Here is a 2,632-nt window from a genome sequence, read left to right as displayed (position 1 = left end):
AAAAGGTCTTTAAATCTAGCTGAAGCATAAAATTAGAAGTTTAACAATCCCAAAAAACAACGAGTTATGTCACGAGTACACTATTTAGAAGGAGATTATGAACAGTTAGTTATTAATGAAACGATAGACGGTCTTTTTTCCAGTTATCGTATAGACCGCAATTCATTGCCAAAAGGATTTTTCCTTTATGAGATTAGATGGGATGACAGCTTATCTTCATTGGCAGAGATTAGCCCCTCTGTGGTGGTGAATCATGCAGGTTCATTCATTACAAAGTCACCCCTTGAATTTGATGCAAACAATAGCATACGGATAACCTATACCAATTTTATCGAGTTCTGCCAGTTTGGTGAGTGGGCTTATGAGAAACTGGCTGTATTGGATTGTAATTCCGGTAATGTTGCGGTGATAAGCCCAGACAGGAGATTGCAGACCACTGAAGAGATTGAGATTTTTTTGAGTGGGCATTGTGGCTATCATCTGAGTGAGATTAATTGGATGGTGATGAAAGGCGATGTGCTGTTTTTGAACGAGAACGATTTTTAATGAGTATAACCGTAACTGCCTCTTGGAATGGGGCAATTACATAAAATATTATAAGTATGAAGTGGATAGATAAGATGGTAGAACGCATTACCCGAAAAGAAACTGCTTTAAATGACCACTTTTGTGTAAATCGGCATACGGTTGTATGTCAGAGTGGTATGACTGATTATGTTTCTGTAACGATTGATAATACCGATGGTTTTGATTTCGATTTTTGGACAAAACAACTTTGTTTTGAGAAGGACTGTAAATATCGCTCGGAGATAAAAGCGGCTTTTGATAAAATCTATGGCACAAGGAATATAGAATGTTGTGAATAATGAAGTCAGAAAAGTATGATACCAAAGGAGATAATGAAACTTTATGAAAAGCTTGCTTTCAGTCGGGGATATGAAGAAGCCTTTCGGGATTTTTTGGATGTTTGTCTTTACTATTTGTCTGTCGGGATGTTGGCGGAGGATTATCGTAGAGTGGAAAAAAGATATAAGCCATATGAAATGGAACTTTTTGTTCAAATGTTTTATAGGGTGTCTGAATATTCGGAAGGATTTTGCGATGTCCTGGGAGATATGTTCATGGAGTGTGTCAGTCATGGGAATAACGGACAGTTCTTTACCCCGATACACGTTGCTGATTTGATGGCATGTATGGGGGGAAATAGGCTGAAACCTAAACAGTCGGTCTGTGATTCGTGCTGTGGTTCCGGCAGGATGCTACTTTCCGCTGTAAAAAAATGTGCGGAAGAGAATGATGGAGGAAGGCTTTTTTGTTATGGCTCGGATATAGATTTGATTTGTGTAAAGATGACCGTTGTCAATCTGATGATGAATAGCGTACCCGGTGAAGTCGCATGGATGAATACATTGACAATGCAGCATTGGAGAAGTTATCATATAGATTTACAGCTGATAGCCGGAGTATGGTTGCCTATTTTAAAGATAACGGAAGCAGGTGACACTTCTTTTATTAGGAAACTTGAAAATGCAATGGAGGATAATTCTGAATTGAAGAGGTCGATTCAGAGCAACGCAAGGGCTACGCAGCTGACTTTTGATTTTTGACAAGATAAATATGTAAAAAGGATTTTGGTATGAAAGCAATAAGAACAAAAGAGGTGAATGAGAACGTCAAAGCGGCGAACAGTTGTTTGCGTAAAGCGAAATGGCAGGCTAAGGAATTGGCTGTTTTTACAGGTGAAGTAGTGCGTCTGATGGATAAGGAAGGGCATTCTCTACAAGGGTTCTTTAATCGGGTGGAGTTTGTTCTGGTGGACGGCACTATTAAATTCCGTGTAGTTATAAATCCTATTCTTGAATGTGAGAACTGTATAATGGCTTCTTGCCATGAAGACTATCTTTATGAGGTGGTCTCGGTGGAAAAGTTTACCTATAAAAATTATAGGTATCATTTGTAATGATATTGTATTTTAATGATTATAAACTGATTTATATTATAACAATGATGGGCAAAATTAATAATATTCCCGTTTTGAATGAAGATGTTATTCGTTTGGTTGTACTCAATGAGGAAATTATTGGGTATATCTATCCACGAAGGACTTCTTATGTGGTGGCATTGGAGATAAAGCCGGGACGTACTACCTCTTTGGCTACATCTGTCAATAAACAATGCATGGTTTTGTTGAGTGATAAGGTTCGTTTGGCCACGGAACAGGATTTCGATGATTTTCATATATGCTTTGATGGTTTCAGAAATAACACTATGTATTGTTATAATCAGGGAACGGAACCTATATACCTTCAATGAAGCACATTCTCCCTTCTTTTGGATTAGGGAAGGGAGGGTATTTTGCTGTCCGCTACTTTTTGGCAAGCACCCCAAAAAAGTAGCAAAAAACGCTTGGAGTTACTGGTAATCCCATTAATTTGCGTTCACGCAGTATTCTTTCCCACCCTCCCCTTCATCGGAATGACTGTTCTCATTCCCGGTTTACCCGTAATCATCCGCTATGCGGCTGATTATGGGTAAACCGGAAAAGAGAAGTTCCAAACGTGGGCGGGATTGCAATGGTCATCATCCGGAGCTTCGGCATTGCCGAAACAACCTCCTTCTTCCGTATTGCAGT

At 39.1% G+C, this 2,632-nt stretch carries 5 protein-coding genes; all 5 read left to right on the top strand.

The features are described from left to right. Positions 1-66: 66 nt before the first annotated feature. From HMPREF9009_RS24695 to HMPREF9009_RS24675, 5 genes are read left to right on the top strand one after another with little or no spacing between them, the layout of a single operon-like run. On the top strand, positions 67-546 hold the full coding sequence (locus HMPREF9009_RS24695; RefSeq protein WP_005868767.1) for an LPD28 domain-containing protein: 480 nt from the start codon (positions 67-69) through the stop codon (positions 544-546). Between the two features lie 56 nt (positions 547-602). Continuing rightward, a complete protein-coding gene (locus HMPREF9009_RS24690; protein WP_005868765.1) occupies positions 603-866 on the top strand; it encodes a hypothetical protein in 264 nt (87 codons plus the stop codon). Positions 867-881: 15 nt separating this feature from the next. Beyond that, entirely contained in the window at positions 882-1,607 is a 726-nt protein-coding gene (locus HMPREF9009_RS24685) for an N-6 DNA methylase (RefSeq protein WP_005868764.1), read from the top strand. A gap of 29 nt (positions 1,608-1,636) precedes the next feature. Next, complete coding sequence (locus HMPREF9009_RS24680) at positions 1,637-1,960, top strand: hypothetical protein (RefSeq protein ID WP_005868762.1); 324 nt, start codon at positions 1,637-1,639, stop codon at positions 1,958-1,960. Positions 1,961-2,004: 44 nt separating this feature from the next. After that, positions 2,005-2,313, top strand: coding sequence for a hypothetical protein (locus tag HMPREF9009_RS24675; RefSeq protein WP_224263218.1), 309 nt, complete (start codon positions 2,005-2,007; stop codon positions 2,311-2,313). Positions 2,314-2,632: the final 319 nt, after the last annotated feature.

Origin of the sequence: Bacteroides sp. 3_1_13 (assembly GCF_001185845.1) — a bacterium.
Taxonomy (GTDB): Bacteria; Bacteroidota; Bacteroidia; order Bacteroidales; family Bacteroidaceae; genus Bacteroides; species Bacteroides xylanisolvens.
The sequence above is the reverse complement of the archived record's forward strand: the minus strand, read 5'-3'. Positions and strand labels throughout refer to the sequence as shown.

Excerpts from the sequence above, each read along its gene's own strand:
- HMPREF9009_RS24695 (WP_005868767.1), top strand. The coding sequence starts at position 67 with ATGTCACGAGTACACTATTTAGAAGGAGATTATGAACAGTTAGTTATT.
- HMPREF9009_RS24690 (WP_005868765.1), top strand. The coding sequence starts at position 603 with ATGAAGTGGATAGATAAGATGGTAGAACGCATTACCCGAAAAGAAACT.
- HMPREF9009_RS24685 (WP_005868764.1), top strand. The coding sequence starts at position 882 with ATGATACCAAAGGAGATAATGAAACTTTATGAAAAGCTTGCTTTCAGT.
- HMPREF9009_RS24680 (WP_005868762.1), top strand. The coding sequence starts at position 1,637 with ATGAAAGCAATAAGAACAAAAGAGGTGAATGAGAACGTCAAAGCGGCG.
- HMPREF9009_RS24675 (WP_224263218.1), top strand. The coding sequence starts at position 2,005 with ATGATGGGCAAAATTAATAATATTCCCGTTTTGAATGAAGATGTTATT.